Origin of the sequence: Salmonella sp. NW645, from assembly GCF_051703725.1 — a bacterium.
Classification (GTDB): Bacteria; Pseudomonadota; Gammaproteobacteria; order Enterobacterales; family Enterobacteriaceae; genus Salmonella; species Salmonella enterica.
On sequence record NZ_JAMMKR010000015.1, the window covers coordinates 1 to 19,428 of the forward strand.

19 protein-coding genes and 2 pseudogenes are annotated in these 19,428 nt (G+C 53.9%); 11 read left to right on the top strand and 10 right to left on the bottom strand.

What is annotated here, in order from left to right; all coding sequences use genetic code 11:
* Positions 1-459 precede the first annotated feature (459 nt).
* Both purH and purD read left to right on the top strand, forming a co-directional pair.
* The gene (purH, locus tag NA389_RS21180) at positions 460-2,049 is read left to right on the top strand and encodes a bifunctional phosphoribosylaminoimidazolecarboxamide formyltransferase/IMP cyclohydrolase (protein WP_001187520.1); all 1,590 of its coding nucleotides are present in this window, start codon (positions 460-462) and stop codon (positions 2,047-2,049) included.
* Between the two features lie 15 nt (positions 2,050-2,064).
* Positions 2,065-3,354 (top strand): phosphoribosylamine--glycine ligase, encoded by a 1,290-nt coding sequence (gene purD, locus NA389_RS21185; protein WP_000866786.1) that lies wholly within the window; start codon positions 2,065-2,067, stop codon positions 3,352-3,354.
* On the opposite strand, the gene zraR is transcribed toward purD, so the two are convergent.
* Both zraR and zraS read right to left on the bottom strand, forming a co-directional pair.
* Positions 3,351-4,676: a sigma-54-dependent response regulator transcription factor ZraR gene (gene zraR / locus NA389_RS21190; RefSeq protein WP_000617938.1), complete on the bottom strand. Its 1,326-nt coding sequence runs from the start codon at positions 4,674-4,676 to the stop codon at positions 3,351-3,353. The genes purD and zraR overlap by 4 nt on opposite strands.
* 5 nt (positions 4,677-4,681) lie before the next feature.
* Positions 4,682-6,079, bottom strand: a complete 1,398-nt coding sequence (zraS, locus tag NA389_RS21195; RefSeq protein WP_001647053.1) for a two-component system sensor histidine kinase ZraS — start codon at positions 6,077-6,079, stop codon at positions 4,682-4,684.
* 253 nt (positions 6,080-6,332) lie between these two features.
* Here zraS and zraP point away from each other — a divergent pair, with 253 nt between their 5' ends.
* A complete protein-coding gene (gene zraP, locus NA389_RS21200) occupies positions 6,333-6,788 on the top strand; it encodes a zinc resistance sensor/chaperone ZraP (protein WP_000828129.1) in 456 nt (151 codons plus the stop codon).
* A 41-nt stretch (positions 6,789-6,829) separates the two neighbouring features.
* On the opposite strand, the gene NA389_RS21205 is transcribed toward zraP, so the two are convergent.
* The 6 genes from NA389_RS21205 to nudC form a co-directional block, all read right to left on the bottom strand.
* Positions 6,830-7,522, bottom strand: a complete 693-nt coding sequence (locus NA389_RS21205; protein ID WP_001083932.1) for a DUF1481 domain-containing protein — start codon at positions 7,520-7,522, stop codon at positions 6,830-6,832.
* Between the two features lie 11 nt (positions 7,523-7,533).
* Positions 7,534-7,806: a nucleoid-associated protein HU-alpha gene (gene hupA / locus NA389_RS21210; protein ID WP_001044509.1), complete on the bottom strand. Its 273-nt coding sequence runs from the start codon at positions 7,804-7,806 to the stop codon at positions 7,534-7,536.
* Between the two features lie 186 nt (positions 7,807-7,992).
* The gene (locus tag NA389_RS21215; RefSeq protein WP_000940086.1) at positions 7,993-8,583 is read right to left on the bottom strand and encodes a YjaG family protein; all 591 of its coding nucleotides are present in this window, start codon (positions 8,581-8,583) and stop codon (positions 7,993-7,995) included.
* Between the two features lie 41 nt (positions 8,584-8,624).
* Positions 8,625-9,296 carry a deoxyribonuclease V gene (gene nfi, locus NA389_RS21220; protein WP_000362359.1) on the bottom strand — a complete coding sequence of 224 codons (672 nt, stop codon included), beginning with the start codon at positions 9,294-9,296 and terminating at the stop codon, positions 8,625-8,627.
* 9 nt (positions 9,297-9,305) lie between these two features.
* On the bottom strand, positions 9,306-10,370 hold the full coding sequence (gene hemE / locus NA389_RS21225) for a uroporphyrinogen decarboxylase (protein ID WP_000137619.1): 1,065 nt from the start codon (positions 10,368-10,370) through the stop codon (positions 9,306-9,308).
* A gap of 40 nt (positions 10,371-10,410) precedes the next feature.
* A complete protein-coding gene (gene nudC, locus NA389_RS21230; protein ID WP_000373963.1) occupies positions 10,411-11,184 on the bottom strand; it encodes an NAD(+) diphosphatase in 774 nt (257 codons plus the stop codon).
* A 92-nt stretch (positions 11,185-11,276) separates the two neighbouring features.
* Between nudC and rsd the strand changes: the two genes are divergently transcribed.
* The 7 genes from rsd (at position 11,277) to thiH (ending at position 17,493) form a co-directional block, all read left to right on the top strand.
* On the top strand, positions 11,277-11,765 hold the full coding sequence (gene rsd, locus NA389_RS21235; protein WP_000934315.1) for a sigma D regulator: 489 nt from the start codon (positions 11,277-11,279) through the stop codon (positions 11,763-11,765).
* Between the two features lie 363 nt (positions 11,766-12,128).
* Positions 12,129-14,024 carry a phosphomethylpyrimidine synthase ThiC gene (gene thiC, locus NA389_RS21240; protein ID WP_000108417.1) on the top strand — a complete coding sequence of 632 codons (1,896 nt, stop codon included), beginning with the start codon at positions 12,129-12,131 and terminating at the stop codon, positions 14,022-14,024.
* Positions 14,024-14,659, top strand: coding sequence for a thiamine phosphate synthase (gene thiE, locus NA389_RS21245; protein WP_000284649.1), 636 nt, complete (start codon positions 14,024-14,026; stop codon positions 14,657-14,659). Before thiC ends, thiE begins: the two co-directional genes overlap by 1 nt.
* Entirely contained in the window at positions 14,652-15,410 is a 759-nt protein-coding gene (locus NA389_RS21250; protein WP_000999766.1) for a HesA/MoeB/ThiF family protein, read from the top strand. Before thiE ends, NA389_RS21250 begins: the two co-directional genes overlap by 8 nt.
* Positions 15,391-15,591, top strand: coding sequence for a sulfur carrier protein ThiS (thiS, locus tag NA389_RS21255; RefSeq protein WP_001166828.1), 201 nt, complete (start codon positions 15,391-15,393; stop codon positions 15,589-15,591). Before NA389_RS21250 ends, thiS begins: the two co-directional genes overlap by 20 nt.
* A gap of 1 nt (position 15,592) precedes the next feature.
* A complete protein-coding gene (thiG, locus tag NA389_RS21260) occupies positions 15,593-16,363 on the top strand; it encodes a thiazole synthase (protein ID WP_000944126.1) in 771 nt (256 codons plus the stop codon).
* Positions 16,360-17,493, top strand: a complete 1,134-nt coding sequence (gene thiH, locus NA389_RS21265) for a 2-iminoacetate synthase ThiH (RefSeq protein WP_000847568.1) — start codon at positions 16,360-16,362, stop codon at positions 17,491-17,493. Before thiG ends, thiH begins: the two co-directional genes overlap by 4 nt.
* A 153-nt stretch (positions 17,494-17,646) precedes the next feature.
* Here thiH and NA389_RS21270 read toward each other — a convergent pair.
* Positions 17,647-17,833: pseudogene (locus NA389_RS21270) on the bottom strand (hypothetical protein); the annotation flags it as partial.
* On the opposite strand from NA389_RS21270, the pseudogene NA389_RS21275 reads away from it, so the two are divergent.
* Positions 17,816-17,923: pseudogene (locus NA389_RS21275) on the top strand (IS481 family transposase); the annotation flags it as partial. The pseudogenes NA389_RS21270 and NA389_RS21275 overlap by 18 nt on opposite strands.
* A 233-nt stretch (positions 17,924-18,156) precedes the next feature.
* Here NA389_RS21275 and NA389_RS21280 read toward each other — a convergent pair.
* Entirely contained in the window at positions 18,157-19,185 is a 1,029-nt protein-coding gene (locus NA389_RS21280) for a type III secretion system effector arginine glycosyltransferase SseK1 (protein WP_071645708.1), read from the bottom strand.
* Between the last annotated feature and the right edge of the window lie 243 nt (positions 19,186-19,428).

Sequence of the window (19,428 nt, forward strand, 5' to 3'; positions counted from 1 at the left end):
ACCGTCGCGAGGTGGCGTATATTACGCTTTCCTCTTTCAGAGTCAACCCTGAATTTCAGGATTTTTCTCTTCAACCGACCGGCTGTTTGTGTGAAGTGATTCACATCCGCCGTGTCGATGGAGGCGCATTATAGGGAGTTCTCTGCTGACCGCAATAGAAAAATTGCAGAAAAATGACTGTTTGCTGCATTCCCCAGCAAAACCCCTGGTTATACCCATTTACGCACAGACTTATCCACAAAATGCGCGTTCATTTCCTGGATCTTCTCACTCTGCAAACGATCTTTCAGGGATAAAAGCCGGGCCAGAATTTAAAAAGAAAAATTCGCGAGCGTTGCGCAAACGTTTTCGTTACAATGTCGCCGCAAAATGAGAATGCCCCATAAGGGGCGTTAGCTGAGTTTTTACGCAAAAATTCAGCTAACGCTCTCTGTAATCGTCAAATCCAGGGGATTTACCATGCAACAACGTCGTCCAGTCCGCCGCGCTCTGCTCAGTGTTTCTGACAAGGCCGGTATCATCGAATTCGCCCAGGCTCTTTCCGCACGCGGTGTGGAACTGCTGTCTACGGGGGGCACCGCCCGCCTGTTAGCAGAAAAAGGCCTGCCGGTGACCGAAGTTTCCGATTACACCGGTTTCCCGGAAATGATGGATGGACGCGTAAAGACCCTGCATCCAAAAGTACACGGCGGCATCCTCGGCCGTCGCGGCCAGGACGATGCCATTATGGAACAGCACCACATCGCCCCTATCGATATGGTTGTCGTTAACCTGTATCCGTTCGCCGAAACCGTTGCACGCGTTGGTTGCTCGCTGGAAGATGCAGTAGAGAACATCGATATCGGCGGCCCGACCATGGTGCGCTCCGCCGCGAAGAACCATAAAGACGTGGCCATCGTGGTGAAGAGCAGCGACTACGACGCCATTATTAAAGAGATGGACGCTAACGAAGGTTCTTTGACCCTCGACACCCGTTTCGATCTCGCGATTAAAGCCTTCGAACACACCGCCGCCTACGACAGCATGATCGCTAACTACTTCGGCAGCATGGTTCCGGCCTACCACGGTGAAAGCAAAGAAGCCGCCGGTCGCTTCCCGCGTACGCTGAACCTGAACTTCATTAAGAAGCAGGATATGCGCTACGGCGAGAACAGCCACCAGCAAGCTGCCTTCTATATAGAAGAGAATGTGAAAGAAGCGTCCGTTGCCACCGCACAACAGGTGCAGGGCAAAGCGCTCTCTTATAACAACATCGCTGATACCGACGCGGCGCTGGAGTGTGTGAAAGAGTTCAACGAGCCAGCCTGCGTAATCGTCAAGCACGCTAACCCGTGCGGCGTGGCGGTAAGTACCTCTATTCTCGACGCTTACGATCGCGCCTATAAAACCGACCCGACCTCCGCGTTCGGCGGCATTATCGCCTTTAATCGTGAGCTGGATGCGGAAACCGCACAGGCCATCATTTCTCGTCAGTTTGTCGAAGTGATCATCGCCCCATCCGCAAGCGAAGAAGCGCTGAAAATCACCGCTGCCAAGCAGAACGTCCGTGTTCTGACCTGCGGCCAATGGGCAAGCCGCGTTCCGGGCCTGGATTTCAAACGCGTTAACGGTGGCCTGCTGGTTCAGGACAGGGATCTGGGTATGGTGAGTGAAGCTGAACTGCGCGTGGTGTCCAAACGCCAGCCGACCGAGCAGGAGCTGCGTGACGCGCTGTTCTGCTGGAAGGTAGCCAAGTTCGTGAAATCCAACGCTATTGTGTATGCCAAAGAGAACATGACCATCGGTATAGGCGCAGGCCAGATGAGCCGCGTGTACTCCGCCAAAATCGCCGGGATTAAAGCCGCTGATGAAGGTCTGGAAGTGAAAGGCTCAGCCATGGCTTCCGACGCGTTCTTCCCGTTCCGCGATGGTATTGATGCCGCTGCCGCTGTCGGCGTGAGCTGCGTTATCCAGCCAGGCGGTTCTATCCGTGATGATGAAGTCATTGCCGCTGCCGATGAACACGGTATTGCGATGATCTTCACCGACATGCGCCACTTCCGCCATTAATTCAGGGAGCAGACGATGAAAGTTTTAGTCATTGGTAACGGCGGGCGCGAACACGCGCTGGCCTGGAAAGCCGCACAGTCGCCGCTGGTTGATACCGTTTTTGTCGCACCGGGTAACGCCGGTACCGCGCTGGAGCCCGCGTTGCAGAACGTGGCTATCGGCGTCACCGATATTCCGGCGCTGCTGAGCTTTGCCCGGGACGAGAAGATTGATCTGACCATCGTCGGCCCGGAAGCGCCGCTGGTGATTGGCGTGGTCGATGCGTTCCGCGCGGCGGGCCTGAAGATCTTCGGCCCAACCGAAGGGGCCGCCCAACTGGAAGGCTCCAAAGCCTTCACCAAAGATTTCCTCGCCCGTCACCAGATTCCGACGGCGGAATACCAGAATTTCACCGAGATTGAGCCTGCCCTGGCGTATCTGCGCGAGAAAGGCGCGCCGATCGTCATCAAGGCCGATGGTCTGGCTGCGGGCAAAGGCGTTATCGTGGCGATGACGCTTGAAGAAGCCGAAGCCGCCGTCCATGACATGCTGGCAGGCAACGCCTTTGGCGACGCGGGCCACCGTATCGTGATTGAAGAGTTCCTCGACGGCGAAGAAGCGAGCTTTATCGTGATGGTCGACGGCGAGCACGTGCTGCCGATGGCCACCAGCCAGGACCACAAACGCGTCGGCAACGGCGATACCGGCCCGAACACCGGCGGTATGGGGGCCTACTCACCAGCGCCGGTGGTAACTGATGAAGTGCATCAGCGCACCATGGAACGCATCATTTGGCCAACCGTGAAAGGCATGGCCGCGGAAGGTAACACCTATACCGGCTTCCTGTATGCGGGTCTGATGATCGACAAGCAGGGCAACCCGAAAGTTATCGAGTTCAACTGCCGCTTCGGCGATCCGGAAACCCAGCCGATCATGCTGCGCATGAAGTCGGATCTGGTGGATCTTTGCCTCGCCGCCTGTGACGGCAAGCTGGATGAGAAAACCTCCGAGTGGGACGAACGCGCTTCATTAGGCGTGGTGATCGCTGCGGGCGGTTATCCGGGCAGCTACAACACCGGCGACGAGATCCACGGTCTGCCGCTGGAAGAAGTGGCTGACGGTAAGGTTTTCCACGCGGGCACCAAACTCGCCGATGACGACCGCGTGTTGACCAGCGGCGGACGCGTCCTGTGCGCCACCGCGCTGGGTCACACCGTGGCTGAGGCGCAGAAACGCGCTTACGCCCTGATGACCGACATCCGCTGGGACGGCAGCTTCAGCCGTAACGACATCGGCTGGCGCGCCATCGAGCGTGAGCAAAACTAACGGCTGAGTTTAGCCAGCAGCGTTTTGCGCGTAATGCCCAATTGGCGGGCGGCTTCCGTTTTGTTGCCGCCCGTTTTTTCCAGCGCCGCCAGAATGATCTCTTTTTCCACATCGACCAACGGTTGGATCTCACCACTGTATTCCGCTTTTATCGGCGTCGCGGCAATAGCGAGAGGCAATTCGCGTTCAGAAATGTATTCTCCCGTCAGCAACACCACCGCCCGCTCGATAGCGTTTTCCAGCTCACGGATATTGCCCGGCCAGTCGTAGTGGATCAGCAGATCCATCGCCTGCGGCGTAAACCCCTTCACCGCTTTGCGGTTACGTTCGGCAAAACGCCGCAGAAAATGGTCTGCCAGTAGCGGAATATCTTCCCGACGCTGGCGCAAAGAAGGCATTTCAATCGCCACCACATTCAGGCGGTAATAGAGATCCTGGCGAAAGCGACCGGCACTCACCTCTTCCGCCAGATCGCGGTGGGTAGCGGCAATTAACCGAACATCCACAGATATCGTCTGGTTACTTCCCACGCGTTGCACTTCGCGCTCCTGAATCGCCCGCAGCAAACGTACCTGCATTAACGGCGAGATATCGCCGATTTCATCAAGAAACAATGTCCCGCCGTCAGCTTCGACAAAGCGTCCCTCCCGACGTTTATCCGCGCCGGTAAACGCGCCTTTTTCGTGTCCGAACAGCTCAGACTCCAGCAGCGATTCATTAAGCGCGGCGCAGTTGAGCGTGACCAGCGGTCTATCGCTCCTGGCGCTACAGGCGTGTAGCGCCCGCGCCACCAGCTCTTTACCCGTGCCGGAGTCTCCGTGAATCAATACCGTGGCGTCTGATGGTGCGACCATCGCGATTTCATTCAGTAAATGTTGCATCGCCGGACTGCTGCCAATCATGCCAAACTGCGCAGCCGACGCCGATGGCAATTCAGCGCCCGTTTCCCGCGTATGCGCCAACGCCTTTTCCAGCGTCTCCTGCAGACGGTCAAAATCCAGCGGTTTAATTAAATAGTCGAGCGCGCCGGCTTTCAACGCCTCTACCGCCGTTTCCACGCTGGAGAATGCCGTCATAATCAAAATCGGAATGGCGGGGTTGAGCGCTTTAATCTCCTTCAGCGTGGCGATACCGTCCATCTCCGCCATACGCACATCGCACAGTACCAGATCAAAGACTTTCTCACGCACCTGAGCCAACGCATCATGCCCACTGTAGGCCAGAGCGACGTTATAGCCCCAACCCCGAAGCAGAGCCTGTAAAATCGTGCAGTGGCTTACATCATCATCCACAACCAGAATATCGATTTTTCCGCGTATCACCCTTGTTAATCCTGTTGTCTCGCTATCACTGGCAACCAGATAGTAAAGACCGCGCCTTTACCCTCAATACTTTTCACCTTAATCGCGCCGCCATGCTGTTCGATGATATTTTGCACCACCGCCAGCCCCAGGCCTGTCCCGTCAGCTTTGGTCGTAAAATAAGGTGTAAAAATCGCCTCCAACTGATCCGGGGCGATCCCTTTCCCGCTATCGGTAACAGTGATGATAACGCGGTCGGTCCCACTGTCTTTTGCCTCTACGGTAATCGTTCCCTGGCGGCCAATCGCATGAATAGCGTTCAGGTACAAATTCAACAGCACCTGAGTCAGCCTGTCCGGGTCAGCCTGAATACGCTTAAGCGTCTCATTCGCCGTGAATCTCAACTGAATCTCACTGCTTTGGGCATCCTGACTGACCAGATTCAGGGAGTGAGTAATAATATCATTGAGGTTAACCGCCTGGAGCGTCAGATGCGCGGGCTTTACCAGTTCGAGCAATTCGCTTACCACCCGGTTCAAACGATCGGCCTCTTTGGCCATCACCTGCGCCAGTTCATGCGACTCGCCGCCGGCTGGCGTGCGCTCGGCAAAGTATTTCGCCAGCCCTTTGATGGACGAGAGCGGGTTACGAATTTCGTGCGCGACGCCCGCCGCCAGATGCCCCATCGCCACCAGCTTTTCTTTACGCTTCATTGCATCAAGCAGTTCTCTGTGCGAGCGCTGATAACGCTGATGCCAAAAAAACGCCAGTAACGTTGCCAACAGCACCGTCGCTAACGCAGACAAAACAATCAGCGTATTACGCCACTCCCTTGCCTGTGTCGCGGCCAGCTCGCTGGCGTCAAAGGCAATAAAAATAGTTTGTTTCGCTGGTTCGTCGTCATTGGCGCTACGCGACATGCCGTGCCCCCTCATACCGTGACCTCTCATACCGAAAAGCGGCTGGAACTGGCGGTAAATTTCCAGCGCAGGCACCGTCTCGCCGTTAGCAGCAACGTCGACACGCCGCCAACGCTCCTGCGGCCCGGGGTTTAGTTGATGCATTTCAGATGTGGAATAGAGCGATTTGCCCACCATGCCAGGGTTACTATGAGTAATGATTACCCCCTGCGCATCCGTTACGGCGAACCACAACACGCCTGGCTGACCCGCCATCTCTTCCAGCAATGTCTGCTGCTGCGCGTGATGCATCCGCATTCCCATACCTACTCGCGTGCCGGACTCCAGAGCGCGAATGAGTACATTTCCCTTTTCCAGCAGCGTCTGCCTGGCGGCAGCGCTCTCACGGCCATAGTCGCGAATGACCATAATGGAAAATAGCCCCACCAGAATGAAGATCGCCGCAGGTAACAGCCGACTCAACCACGTTGCAGCGGCATCTTTATGTAATCGTATAAAACTCACAGGCTTCCCCGGCTCGTTTTTATTTTCCTTACTTAAGCAGAGATCATGCCATTCTGCGCTCCGCATAACCGCGCGTTGTCGCACACCCTTTCGGATACGGGTGGGTAAAAATGACTCGCCAGGCGGGTCATGCGAGTCATTTTTACTCGCTTTTTGCCGCCTGAAGCGGGTTAACTCGCTGCCCGACAAGGAATAGTTACCTGGCACGGAAGATGCAAGAGAGAGGATAAGATGAGCAACAGGAGAACGCAAAATGAAACGGAACAATAAATCAGCTATCGCGCTAATCGCCCTCTCTCTTTTGGCCCTGAGCTCCGGCGCCGCCTTCGCCGGACATCACTGGGGCAACAATGACGGTATGTGGCAACAGGGAGGTAGCCCGTTGACCACGGAACAGCAGGCGACGGCGCAGAAGATTTATGATGATTACTATACGCAGACCAGCGCGCTGCGCCAGCAACTGATATCCAAACGTTATGAATATAACGCGCTACTGACCGCCAGTTCGCCGGATACTGCGAAAATTAATGCGGTTGCCAAAGAGATGGAGTCATTAGGCCAGAAGTTAGATGAGCAACGCGTGAAACGGGATGTCGCGATGGCGCAGGCTGGCATACCACGCGGCGCAGGAATGGGCTATGGCGGTTGCGGCGGCTATGGCGGCGGTTATCATCGCGGCGGCGGTCATATGGGTATGGGAAACTGGTAAAGCATGTTTGCCGAATGGCGGCTTCGCCATTCGGTATTCCATCAAAAGGTTTTCGCTTGCGGCTGCCAGTGACAGAAATCTGAATTCGCCACCAGCAAAAGTTGCGATCCTTCCGGCGCCTCCAGCCATGCTACGCTCACCTCTACCGATGAGCGGTTCTGGCGGCGCTCAATGTGGCTTATTGCCCAGGAATCCAGATCCGGTTTCAGCGTTTCACCTTCACAGGTGGTTACCGTATGGTCGGCGTGCCAGCGTCCCTGGCGTAGTATGACCCGCCCCAGGCGCAAGGCGTCGCTGGTCTGACGGATTTGTTCGGCGCGATAGCGATACAAGGCAATCTGATCGTTGGAAAGCTGCTGCTTCTGCCCCCCAACTTCACGCTGCATAAAACTGAGTTCGCCATGAGCGTCGAAACGCGCGCGAATATGTTCTGGCGGTTTGCTGTAAATATTGAGTTCAATAAGCGAAAGCGTATCACCCTGCCAACGATATTCGCTGGTCGTCGTGCTGCCGCTATGCCACGGGCTAAAAACAGAAAGCAGATGGACTTCATCGTTCGTATCTTTACGCCAGATACGCACCGCGCCGTGATCGCCGGCAAAGCCGCTGGCAGTAAACGGAGGCGGTGAAGCGTTATGACTGCAGGCAGTCAGCAACAGCGCGCCAGAAAACAGAAACGCGCGACGCCAGACAGACAAAAGGGGCTGACGAGCCCCTTCGATAAAACTGTTCACAGCTACGCGTCTTACTTAACTGCGTCTTTCAGCGCTTTACCAGAAACAAACGCCGGTACGTTAGCGGCGGCGATTTTGATTTCTTTACCGGTCTGTGGGTTACGGCCAGTGCGCTCAGCACGGTGGTTCACTTTGAAGGTACCGAAACCAACCAGTTGTACAGCATCGCCTTCTTTCAGAGACTCAGTAATAGCAGCCAGAGTGGATTCCAGAGCAGCTTTAGCCTGGGTTTTGGACAGTTCTGCTTTGTCTGCAATTACATCAATCAGTTGAGTCTTGTTCATAAGTTATCCTTACAATGTGTTTATCGCTTGCTAAGCATCGAGTGCGACGGAAATGCCAGAAAAGCACTCTCCTGCATACACGCACCGATAGCCACTTTTTTTCGCCTCCCAAATGTAGACCAGACGGGGGGCATAAGGGAAGCCTTATGGCACGACAAATCAGACGTTAAATCACGTTTTCTGGTGTCATTGCTGAAAATTTATACCGATATTGCTCTCACCAGCCTCGCGCAGGTCTGCCCTGAGCCCTTTTATCAGTTCAATATCGCGTTCTTCGCAGTCGGCTAAAAGTCGGAATATTTCCCACTGAATATCCCATTCCTGTTCAACGGCAGGGTTCGTTTTGAGCTCCTCATCGGTCATTTCCCGACCAGCCTGAGTCATTTCCAACATCGCCACCGTAGTAATGGAAGTCTTACTAACCTCAATAGCGTGTTCCAGCGTTTCGCCGCTAAGACGAGAATGCATTAATTCGCTTAATGCGACGCAGGCATCAATCGCCGGGTAAACGCCGTACAGATCATAGTCGTCAGCAGCCGGAATTGCCTCTTCAAACTTCTCCAGTTGGCTATCGAAATTGACCTTTGCATCTTTCACCGTCAGGGTTTCCCAGATCAGATCCAGAATGCGACGGTAGATCTGTCCGTCGCCGAATTCCGTCTGCTTGCAAAACATGGCGTAGTTCGGGTACATGCGCTCGCATAAGCAGGCCATAAAAGTAATGTGCTGCCAGCTTTCCAGCCGCTCCAGACGCAAATGAATCGGGTTTTGTAACATGATGGAATCTCGAATCGGAAATTAGCGGCAGTTTACCTGAATCAGCGCTGAATTTCTTGCCAACGAACAAACGCCGGACGCCCGGAAGCGACGGCATCCGCCCAGCGCGTCGGCTCCGGCAGGCGATACCCTTTCATACAGCGCTGTACCCACGCCAGCGCGCTGTCAGTACTGACCCGGTGCCCCGTCGCGATAAACAGCGGATTACAGCGCGCCTTGCTGCGCCATACCCACGCCAGTTGCTCGCCTTTATCCATTAAGGGGCTAAGTGCGCCAGGTTCGGCGGAAAGTGGTTCAAATTTACCGCATAGCCGTTTTTTCGCCACGCCGATGGTCGGCACGTCCACCAACAGTCCAAAATGACTGGCGACGCCAAGCCGACGCGGATGCGAAATACCGTGACCGTCCACAAACAGCAAATCGGGCTTTTGCGAGAGCTGTTCCCACGCCGCCAGCAGCGCAGGATATTCACGAAAAGAGAGAAAGCCGGGGATATACGGCATGGTGGTGGCAATACGCGCCACCTTGTACTCTACCAGTTCAAGCGACGGATATTTCAGCAATACCATCGCCGCCCGCGTCACCTCGCCGCCCTGCTCAAAACCGACGTCCGCCCCGCCGATAAACGCTGGCGGATCTTTGTCCAACCGATCTTCGCGGCAAACCGATGAAGCAAGTTCTATCTGTTGAGCGCGTAGCGACGCGAGATCCATACTAACTCCTTAGTTGTGATACTGCGCAGAAAGTCGGTGCACTGCCTCCACAAATGCGCCAGCATGTTCTGGCGGCACATCCTGATGGATGCCATGTCCAAGGTTAAAGACGTGCCCTTCTCCCTGACCGAAACCAGCAAGTATAGTCGCTACCTCGTCTTCGATCCGTGCCGGCGGCGCATACAGCATCGAGGGATCCATATTGCCCTGCAGCGCCACTTTATGGCCGACGCGACGGCGCGCATCGGCGATATCTGTCGTCCAGTCGAGACCCAGCGCGTCGCAGCCGGTTTCCGCCATCGCCTCCAGCCACTGACCGCCACCTTTAGTGAACAGCGTTACCGGTACCCGACGCCCGTCGTTTTCACGCAGCAGGCCATCAACGATTTTATGCATGTAGTAGAGGGAGAATTGCTGGTAATCGCGGCCAGTCAGCACGCCGCCCCAGGTATCGAAAATCATCACCGACTGCGCGCCCGCTTTAATCTGCGCGTTGAGGTACAGCGTGACGCTTTTCGCCAACTTATCCAGCAGCAGATGCAACGCCTGCGGGTCAGCGTACATCATCTTTTTAATCACCGTGAAGGCTTTGCTACTGCCGCCTTCCACCATGTAAGTCGCCAGCGTCCACGGGCTGCCGGAAAAGCCAATCAGCGGAACCTCGCCTTTTAGTTCGCGGCGAATCGTACGCACCGCATTCATCACATAACCCAGTTCATCTTCCGGATCGGGAATGGGCAGCTTATCGACATCGGCTTTGCAGGTGACAGGAGCCGTAAAGCGCGGGCCTTCCCCAGCTTCAAAATAGAGCCCCAGGCCCATCGCGTCCGGAATCGTCAGGATATCTGAGAAAAGGATCGCCGCATCAAGCGGATAACGGCGCAGCGGCTGTAAAGTGACCTCGCAGGCCAGTTCGGCATTTTTGCACAGCGACATAAAATCGCCCGCCTGAGCGCGAGTGGCTTTGTACTCCGGTAGATAACGGCCCGCCTGGCGCATCATCCACACTGGTGTAACATCAACGGGCTGGCGCAGCAGCGCACGTAGATAACGATCGTTTTTGAGTTCGGTCATTTTTACATTCCTTTAGCGTTGATGCGCCCAGTGTAACATGTCAATCATATTCAGCCCGACACATTGCCACCGTATCTTCGATCAAACGGCGCGCGACGGTGCCCGGCGGCGGCAGTAGCGGCAGATCGTCATAACGGTACCAATTTGCTTCCAACAGCTCTTTCGGGTCGATGACGATATCGCCGCTGTCGTACTCCGCCATGAAAGCGGTCATCAGCGACTGCGGGAAAGGCCACGGCTGGGAAGTCACATAGCGCAGATTTTTCACCCTAATGCCGCTCTCCTCCATTACCTCTCGCGCGACCGCCTGTTCTAAGGTTTCGCCGACTTCAACAAACCCGGCCAGTACCGTATGCACGCCGTTGCGGTGGCGAACATGCCGGGCAAGTAGAATAGAATCCTCACGGCGAATGGCAACAATAATGCAGGGGGCGATTTGCGGGTAGTAACGCTCGCGGCAATGGCTGCACAGCATCGCCCATTCGGTTTTACTCGGGTGCATAGGGTGCCCGCAATAGCCGCAAAATTTATGCGACCGATAAAACTCCGCCAACTGTACGCCACGTCCCGCCAGTTGGAATAGCCCTGCATCCTGATCGATAACCTGGCGAACCGATCCCATATCATGGCGTCGATGCTGTAACACCAGCCAGACGGGCTCGCCTTGCCATTCACCTATCCGGAGTGCGCGCTGCCCCACAAGATCGAAATTTGCTGCCAGCCCGTGTGGTAATTCCCCATACGGCAACCATAATTTTTGTTCATGGCTGACGATCCACCAGCCACTCTCTAATTTTTCAATTATACGATCCATAGCTCTTGCACTACCTTTGCTTCACTGGCATGTTGTTAACATTATTTTTACATTCATGGCGAGCAGCCTTTATCTAACTTGCGGAGACAATCATGCTAAACCAGCTGGAAAACCTGACGGAGCGCGTTGGCGGAAGCAACAAACTGGTCGATCGCTGGCTGGATGTACGTAAGCACCTGCTCGTGGCTTACTACAATCTGGTTGGCATTAAGCCTGGCAAAGAATCGTACATGCGGCTGAATGAAAAAGCGCTGGATGATTTTTGTCAGAGCCTGGTCGATTACCTTTCCGCCGGGCACTTCAGTATTTATGAACGTATTCTCCATAAATTGGAAGGAAACGGTCAGCTTTTACATGCGGCAAAAATCTGGCCGCTGCTGGAAGATAATACGCAGCGCATTATGGATTATTACGACACCAGCCTGGAAACTGCCATCGATCACGATAATTGTCTCGAATTTCAGCAAGCTTTGTCAGATATCGGCGAAGCGCTGGAAGCCCGCTTTGTGCTGGAAGACAAGCTGATTATGCTGGTGTTTGACGCGATGCACGACGGCGCCAGAGTCAAACGTCCCGCTTGAGTTCTGCGCGAGTAACAGGTAGTTTACTTCAGCCCCCTCTTCGGAGGGGCGGTTATCTTGTCGGAGTGCTAATTTTCCACAAAAGCGTTCGTGATGCGTCAAGGCGGCAAGTCGGTGAATCTCCAGGAGCTTACATAAGTAAGTGAATGGAGTGAGCGGACGAAGCCAACGAAGAGGCAGCGCGAAGGATGAAGTGGAAAAGGCTGAGACCGTTAATTCGGGATCCGCGGAACCTGATCAGGTTAATACCTGCGAAGGGAACAAGAGTAATTCTGCTTTATGCTGCTGCCTTTACGGGCGGCGCACATCCATTACTCCATCCGTCGTCTGACAAGCCACGTCCTTAATTTTTTGGAATGAGCTATGTCTACAACAACGTTAACCCGCCGCGAGCAGCGCGCTAAAGCCCAGCATTTTATCGATACGCTGGAAGGCACCGCATTTCCCAACTCGAAACGCATCTACGTGACCGGTTCGCAGCATGATATTCGCGTACCGATGCGCGAAATTCAACTTAGCCCAACGCTCATCGGCGGCAGCAAAGACAACCCGCAGTTTGAAGAGAACGAAGCCGTGCCGGTGTACGACACCTCCGGCCCCTATGGCGATCCTGAGGTGGCGATTAACGTCCAGCAGGGTCTGGCGAAACTGCGCCAGCCATGGATTGACGCACGTAACGATAGCGAAGAATTAGACGACCGTAGCTCGGCTTATACCAGAGAACGTCTGGCCGACGATGGCCTGGACGATCTGCGTTTTACCGGCCTGCTGACGCCAAAACGCGCTAAAGCGGGCAAGCGCGTCACCCAGTTACACTACGCCCGCAACGGGATCGTCACTCCCGAAATGGAGTTCATCGCCATCCGTGAAAATATGGGCCGCGAGCGCATTCGCAGTGAAGTACTGCGCCACCAGCATCCGGGGATGAGCTTTGGCGCACGCCTGCCGGAAAACATCACCCCGGAATTCGTGCGTGATGAAGTCGCCGCCGGACGCGCCATCATCCCCGCCAACATCAACCACCCGGAATCGGAGCCGATGATTATTGGCCGCAACTTCCTGGTGAAGGTCAACGCCAATATCGGCAACTCGGCGGTGACCTCCTCTATCGAAGAAGAGGTGGAAAAACTGGTGTGGGCGACGCGCTGGGGGGCGGATACGGTAATGGACCTTTCCACCGGGCGCTATATTCACGAAACCCGTGAGTGGATCCTGCGTAATAGCCCAGTACCAATCGGCACGGTGCCGATCTACCAGGCGCTGGAAAAGGTCAACGGGATCGCCGAGGATCTTACCTGGGAAGCCTTCCGCGACACGCTGCTGGAGCAGGCCGAACAGGGCGTCGACTATTTCACTATTCACGCGGGCGTGCTGCTGCGTTACGTGCCGATGACCGCCAAGCGCCTGACCGGCATTGTCTCACGCGGCGGTTCAATCATGGCGAAGTGGTGCCTCTCGCATCACAAAGAGAACTTCCTGTTCGAACATTTCCGCGAGATTTGTGAAATCTGCGCCGCCTACGACGTTTCCCTGTCGCTGGGCGACGGCCTGCGACCGGGATCGATTCAGGACGCCAACGACGAAGCGCAGTTCTCCGAGCTGCATACGCTGGGCGAGCTGACCAAAATCGCCTGGGAATACGACGTGCAGGTGATGATTGAAGGCCCGGGCCACGTGCCGATGCATATGATTCAGCGCAACATGACCGAAGAGCTGGAGCACTGCCATGAAGCGCCGTTCTACACCTTAGGGCCGCTGACTACCGATATCGCGCCGGGCTATGACCACTTCACCTCCAGCATTGGCGCGGCGATGATCGGCTGGTTCGGCTGTGCGATGCTGTGTTACGTCACGCCGAAAGAGCATCTCGGCCTGCCAAACAAAGAAGATGTGAAGCAGGGGCTGATCACCTACAAGATCGCCGCCCACGCCGCTGACTTAGCCAAAGGGCATCCGGGCGCGCAGATTCGCGATAACGCGATGTCGAAAGCGCGCTTTGAATTCCGCTGGGAGGATCAGTTTAACCTCGCGCTCGACCCGTTCACCGCCCGCGCCTGGCACGATGAAACCCTGCCACAGGAGTCCGGCAAAGTGGCGCACTTTTGCTCGATGTGCGGGCCGAAATTCTGCTCAATGAAAATCAGCCAGGAAGTTCGTGATTACGCCGCCGCGCAAACTATTGAAGTCGGGATGGCGGATATGTCGGAAAACTTCCGCGCCAAAGGCGGCGAAATCTATCTCAAGCGGGAGGAAGTCTGATGTATCAGCCTGATTTCCCGACCGTACCGTTTCGCCTCGGGCTTTACCCGGTGGTGGACAGCGTGCAATGGATTGAACGCCTGCTGGAGGCGGGCGTGCGCACGATCCAGTTGCGTATCAAAGATAAACGCGATGAAGAGGTGGAAGCGGACATTATCGCCGCCATCGCACTGGGGCGTCGTTATGACGCCCGGCTGTTCATCAACGATTACTGGCGTCTGGCAATTAAGCACCGCGCTTACGGCGTGCATCTGGGCCAGGAAGACCTGGAAACCACCGACCTGGAGGCGATTCAGGCGGCGGGGCTACGCCTGGGCGTATCGACTCACGATGATATGGAGATAGACATCGCGCTCGCCGCTAAGCCTTCTTATATCGCGCTGGGTCATGTCTTCCCCACGCAAACCAAGCAGATGCCTTCCGCCCCGCAGGGGCTGGCGCAGCTGGCCAGTCATATTGAACGACTGGCGGATTACCCGACCGTCGCGATCGGCGGCATCAGCCTTGAACGCGCCCCGTCGGTGCTGGCGACCGGCGTCGGCAGTATTGCCGTGGTCAGCGCCATTACTCAGGCCGCCGACTGGCGCGCCGCTACCGCGCAGTTACTGGATATTGCGGGAGTTGGCGATGAATGACCGTGACTTTATGCGTTATAGCCGCCAGATCCTGCTCGGCGATATAGCCATTGAAGGCCAGCAAAAGTTGCTCGCGAGTCATGTCCTGATCGTGGGTTTAGGCGGGTTGGGTTCACCCGCCGCGCTGTATCTGACGGGAGCAGGCATCGGCAAACTGACGCTGGTAGACGATGACGACATTCATCTGAGCAATTTGCAGCGCCAGATTCTATTTACCACCGATGATATCGCAGGTTCAAAATCTCAGGTTGCCCGGCAGCGCCTGACACGGCTCAACCCGGATATCGAACTGGTGTCGCTCCAACAGCGGCTGCAAGGCGAGGCGCTCCGACATGCGGTCGCGCGTGCCGACGTAGTGCTCGACTGTACCGACAACATGGCCACGCGCCAGGAAATTAACGCCGCCTGCGTGGCGCTCAACACTCCGTTAATTTCCGCCAGCGCCGTCGGCTTTGGCGGCCAGCTAATGGTCCTCACACCACCGTGGGAACAAGGCTGTTACCGCTGCCTGTGGCCGGACGATGTCGAGCCTGAACGCAACTGCCGTACCGCCGGTATCGTCGGACCGGTTGTTGGCGTGATGGGCACTTTGCAGGCGCTGGAGGCAATCAAATTACTCAGCGGGATGGAAACGCCGAGTGGCGAGCTACGCCTGTTTGACGGTAAAACCAGCCAGTGGCGCAGCCTGGCGCTGCGTCGTGCCAGCGGCTGTCCGGTCTGCGGAGGGCAACATGCAGATTCAGTTCAATGATGAACCGATGCAGTGCGCCGCAGGGCAAACCGTCAATGAGCTGCTTGCTGCGCTTAATCAGCTTAAACCGGGCGCGGCGCTGGCGCTCAATCAGCAGATCCTGCCACGCGAGCAATGGCGGCAACATATCGTGCAGGAAGGCGACCAGATCCTGCTTTTTCACGTTATAGCAGGAGGTTGAGATGTTACGTATTGCCGACAAAACGTTTAATTCACATCTGTTCACCGGCACCGGAAAATTTGCTTCGTCGCAGCTGATGGTCGAGGCGATTCGCGCCTCCGGCAGCCAGTTGGTGACGCTGGCGATGAAGCGCGTGGATTTACGTCAGCACAACGACGCTATCCTCATGCCGCTCATTGAAGCGGGCGTCACGCTGCTGCCCAATACTTCAGGGGCGAAAACTGCCGAAGAGGCGATTTTCGCCGCCCAACTGGCGCGTGAAGCGCTGGGTACCCACTGGCTGAAATTAGAAATCCACCCGGACGCCCGCTGGCTATTGCCGGACCCGATTGAAACGCTAAAAGCCGCCGAGGCGCTGGTGAAGCAGGGTTTTGTGGTGCTGCCCTACTGCGGCGCGGATCCGGTGTTGTGCAAGCGGCTGGAAGAGGTCGGCTGCGCGGCGGTGATGCCGCTTGGCGCGCCTATCGGTTCGAATCAGGGGCTGGAAACCAAAGCGATGCTGGAGATTATTATCCAGCAGTCCACCGTACCGGTGGTGGTCGACGCCGGGATCGGCGTCCCCAGCCACGCGACGCAGGCGCTGGAAATGGGCGCAGATGCGGTACTGGTCAACACCGCAATTGCCGTGGCGGATGACCCGGTGATGATGGCAACCGCTTTCCGCCTGGCTGTAGAAGCGGGAGTACTGGCGCGCCAGGCTGTGCCAGGAAGCAAAAGTTCGCAGGCCAGCGCCACCAGCCCGCTCACCGGGTTTCTGGAGGCGTTAGCATGAAAACCTTCACCGACCGATGGCGGCAACTGGAGTGGGACGATATTCGCCTGCGTATCAACGGTAAAACCGCCGCCGACGTGGAGCGCGCGCTGAACGCAGCGCATCTTAGCCGGGACGATTTGATGGCGCTGCTCTCCCCCGCCGCCGCCGATTATCTGGAACCGATGGCGCAGCGCGCGCAAAAACTTACCCGCCAGCGCTTTGGCAACACCGTCAGTTTCTATGTGCCGCTTTATCTCTCGAACCTGTGCGCCAACGACTGTACCTACTGCGGTTTCTCGATGAGCAACCGCATTAAGCGTAAAACGCTGGATGAGGTGGATATTCAAAGGGAGTGCGATGCTATCCGTAAACTGGGCTTTGAGCATCTGTTGCTGGTGACTGGCGAACATCAGGCCAAAGTAGGCATGGACTATTTTCGTCGTCATTTACCGGCTATCCGCCGTCAATTTTCATCATTACAGATGGAAGTCCAGCCCTTGTCGCAAGAAAACTATGCGGAGCTCAAAACGCTGGGGATCGATGGCGTGATGGTTTATCAGGAAACTTACCATGAGGCAATCTATGCACAGCATCACCTGAAGGGAAAGAAACAGGACTTTTTCTGGCGGCTGGAAACGCCGGATCGGTTAGGTCGGGCAGGTATCGACAAAATCGGTCTTGGCGCGCTGATTGGGCTTTCTGACAGTTGGCGGGTGGACTGCTATATGGTGGCGGAGCATCTGTTGTGGATGCAGAAACACTACTGGCAGAGTCGCTATTCTGTTTCCTTCCCGCGTCTGCGTCCGTGTACTGGCGGTGTGGAACCCGCATCTGTGATGGATGAAAAGCAACTGGTGCAAACGATTTGCACTTTCCGGTTATTGGCACCGGAAATTGAATTATCACTCTCCACCCGCGAATCGCCGTGGTTTCGCGATAACGTGATCCCGCTGGCGATCAACAACGTTAGCGCCTTCTCGAAAACCCAGCCCGGTGGCTACGCTGACGATCATCCGGAACTTGAGCAGTTTTCTCCCCACGATGCCCGTCGGCCTGAAACCGTAGCAAGCGCGTTAAGCGCGCAAGGGTTACAGCCCGTCTGGAAAGACTGGGACAGTTGGCTGGGGCGCACTTCGCAAATGCGGTGAACCCGTATGTAAACGCATTAGTATTTCACAAGCGAGTACGTAATGTGAAAAACGGGAGATTGTTATCGACCTCCCGTTTTTTTATTTTGTCATCGTCAGCAACAGAAGCTGACCAGGGCAAAGTATCCCTTCCTCATTTTTGCCCAGCCTTCTCCCCTTCATCAGTAATTGACGACCGAGGGCTGGCCACTGGATTATCGAAATAGCGGTGAACTTGAAGTTTTTGGGCAGCGTTCCTGACTGTAATTTCGCTGGCGCCCCCCTCTTCCAACCGTGTCTGCTGATCGTTTTTGTCCATAAAATGATGCCCCAGAACAACGGGAATCAGGGGCGAACCCATCAGGGAAAAATGTGTTGCGGCCGGACGCCGATGGTAACGTTACTTGATGGAAAACGCATCTGGGCTGAGAAAAATTTAAGCCAGATGTAATCTGACAGATATCTGTATAAATAAAATTGTTATTTAATAACCAATTAAATTATTTAAGCTCTTCTTACTCCCATATTTCACAAGGAATGCCGTATATCTCCGTTCTGAACAGCACTGCGATTTTAAAGTGGCGTTGTAGTAGAGAAAACTGAGCATCAAATATTTTTTCGCCGAAACTTGATAGTTTATGTCAATATTTTATGTATTCAATAGCATGATTATTGCCATTTCCGCTACTGCACATGCCTCGCCCATGAACTTTGCGTAAACTGACTGGTATTCATTATAATGTTATCATGCTTAAACTCAATAAAATCGCAAAAAGAATTATAATCTTCATTTAAAGAATAATTAAAATGTTTTCTAATTCCATTACATACACCATCAGAATAGGGATCAGCATCAAATTTAGTATGCATTATTTCCAATCCAGCAAGTAAAGCCGGGTGGTTATTGCGATCAACAGCTATTATCCCGTTCTCCATAGAAGCACGGCCATCTATCCTTTCTACATGAACAGCGATTCCATCCGGAATATATATCCCCCCCAATTTTTCCGTGATAATCATATCAGCATCGAGATATATACACCCATTATTTGTTGATAAATCATAACACCCAACCTTATCCGCCTCTAAAAATAACTGACCAGCCTTTAACATAGCCATATTCCTGTAAAAATCAAACCATCCATAGCCTTTATCCAGCAAGTAAGATTTAATTAATGAATCATTACCCTCTTGAATATCACTCAATTCTTTTTTCAATAGCTGCAGTAAATGACAATCCCTTTTTTCTTCTGGCATGGATTCTTGCTTAGAAATATTTTCCATATAAATTTCTGATAATTTTTTATCGTATATGCTAAAGTCAATATCATTTCTATATATGATTTTTATGTTTTCATAGTCATACTCAAGTTTTGAAAAAGCATCCTTTTGTCCCGGAAAAAAATCACCATCTACAAAAATACCTATAAGACGTTCTTTTTCAATTGTTGCTGCTTTAATGATATTGTTAAGGTAGGGGTTTTTCTCTGTGTTAATTATAGGTATATCATTTTTCCCAAAGCGAGCAGGATTCCGCTCAAACCACTGGAAAAGAAGAGGGGTTTTCTCATCTAAAAAGCACAAGGGATAATCTTTTCCATTAAAAATTGTAAACTGAATGTCCCTGTCGGTAACAGTTTTAACCAATTCATTTTTTGAAAGCGCGGGAACATATCTATTTAATGGTGGGATCATAAAAATTAAATGCTCCATACTTACTTCATTACATATTTTACATGATGATTATTAGCACATGTTTTTTAGCGTTGCAATCGCTGTCAGCTAAAAGATGTTAAACTAAGCATTAACCGATGGATACATAAATATCCTACTAGTGAGCAATTAAATAAATAATTTATTAACTTTATTTTTATTCCACAAATGGCATCATATTTATAATTCCTGTAACAAGAGCAAACAAAGACCTTAATGGAATTAAATACTCCATTTAATAAT

Excerpts from the sequence above, each read along its gene's own strand:
- hupA (WP_001044509.1), bottom strand. The coding sequence starts at position 7,806 with ATGAACAAGACTCAACTGATTGATGTAATTGCAGACAAAGCAGAACTG.
- NA389_RS21215 (WP_000940086.1), bottom strand. The coding sequence starts at position 8,583 with ATGTTACAAAACCCGATTCATTTGCGTCTGGAGCGGCTGGAAAGCTGG.
- thiS (WP_001166828.1), top strand. The coding sequence starts at position 15,391 with ATGCAGATTCAGTTCAATGATGAACCGATGCAGTGCGCCGCAGGGCAA.
- thiC (WP_000108417.1), top strand. The coding sequence starts at position 12,129 with ATGTCTACAACAACGTTAACCCGCCGCGAGCAGCGCGCTAAAGCCCAG.
- thiE (WP_000284649.1), top strand. The coding sequence starts at position 14,024 with ATGTATCAGCCTGATTTCCCGACCGTACCGTTTCGCCTCGGGCTTTAC.
- nudC (WP_000373963.1), bottom strand. The coding sequence starts at position 11,184 with ATGGATCGTATAATTGAAAAATTAGAGAGTGGCTGGTGGATCGTCAGC.
- NA389_RS21280 (WP_071645708.1), bottom strand. The coding sequence starts at position 19,185 with ATGGAGCATTTAATTTTTATGATCCCACCATTAAATAGATATGTTCCC.
- NA389_RS21250 (WP_000999766.1), top strand. The coding sequence starts at position 14,652 with ATGAATGACCGTGACTTTATGCGTTATAGCCGCCAGATCCTGCTCGGC.
- rsd (WP_000934315.1), top strand. The coding sequence starts at position 11,277 with ATGCTAAACCAGCTGGAAAACCTGACGGAGCGCGTTGGCGGAAGCAAC.
- zraP (WP_000828129.1), top strand. The coding sequence starts at position 6,333 with ATGAAACGGAACAATAAATCAGCTATCGCGCTAATCGCCCTCTCTCTT.
- thiG (WP_000944126.1), top strand. The coding sequence starts at position 15,593 with ATGTTACGTATTGCCGACAAAACGTTTAATTCACATCTGTTCACCGGC.
- purD (WP_000866786.1), top strand. The coding sequence starts at position 2,065 with ATGAAAGTTTTAGTCATTGGTAACGGCGGGCGCGAACACGCGCTGGCC.
- thiH (WP_000847568.1), top strand. The coding sequence starts at position 16,360 with ATGAAAACCTTCACCGACCGATGGCGGCAACTGGAGTGGGACGATATT.
- purH (WP_001187520.1), top strand. The coding sequence starts at position 460 with ATGCAACAACGTCGTCCAGTCCGCCGCGCTCTGCTCAGTGTTTCTGAC.
- nfi (WP_000362359.1), bottom strand. The coding sequence starts at position 9,296 with ATGGATCTCGCGTCGCTACGCGCTCAACAGATAGAACTTGCTTCATCG.
- hemE (WP_000137619.1), bottom strand. The coding sequence starts at position 10,370 with ATGACCGAACTCAAAAACGATCGTTATCTACGTGCGCTGCTGCGCCAG.